This window comes from Variovorax sp. Soil_C_17 (assembly GCF_057657265.1).
Genome location: NZ_JBDGIT010000045.1, coordinates 1 through 832, shown reverse-complemented (window position 1 = coordinate 832; position 832 = coordinate 1). Strand labels below are relative to the sequence as shown.

Annotated in this window: 1 protein-coding gene; it reads right to left on the bottom strand. The window is 64.4% G+C overall.

What is annotated here, in order from left to right; all coding sequences use genetic code 11:
- On the bottom strand, positions 1–707 hold a 707-nt coding region (istB, locus tag AC3A6Y_RS34945; RefSeq protein WP_487872784.1), incomplete at its 3' end, for an IS21-like element helper ATPase IstB.
- Positions 708–832: the final 125 nt, after the last annotated feature.

Here is an 832-nt window from a genome sequence, read left to right as displayed (position 1 = left end):
CTGCCTTCGAACTCGAGCATGACGGCACGATGCATCAGCCGATCAAGGATGGTGGTGCCCATGGTCGCATCGCCGAGGTATTTGCCCCAGTCCTGCACGACGCGATTGGAGGTCACGACGATGCTGCCGCGGCGCTTGTAGCGCTGGTGCACGAGGGTCTGGAGCAACTCGGCGGCGGCGTCTGAGATGCGCCGCGCAAGGAACAGGTCGTCGAGCACGAGCAGATCGGATTCGATGTACGCGCGCATCAGCGCCGTCTGCTCCTTGGGGTTGGCCAATGCGAAGCGGGCGAACTCGGTGTCGGCCTCGACGTAGCGAACGTCATGCCCTTGCAAGGTGGCCTGGTAGGCGACGGCCTTGGCCACATGCGACTTCCCGGTGCCTGGCTTGCCGATGATCAGGGCGTTGGCACCGTCGGCGATGAACTTCAGCGTGTGCAGCTCGAAGCAGGCCTGACGAGGCAGCTTCGGGTTGAAGCGCCAGTCGAAGTCGCCCAGCGTGGGCCGTTCATCCAGACGTGATTGCTTGAAGCGCCGCTCGGTAAGACGCGAGTGGCGCCGGTCGAGCTCGTCCTGGAGCAATCCTGCGAGTGTCTCCAGCAGCGGCTGCTGCGAGGACTGCGCCTGCATGACGCGGGTGTTCAGGGTTGCGGCGATGCCGGACAGGCGCAGCTCGCGCAGCGTGCGTTCGATCTCATTGAGGGTCATGCGAAGTACCTCCAGGATTCAGGGGAGTGGAAGGCTGTGCCGAAGCACAGCGGGAGAACAACTCGGCGTAGATGTCGGCGGGACGGATCAGCGGGTGCTCCTGCGTCAGCGTGAGCTCCAGCTGG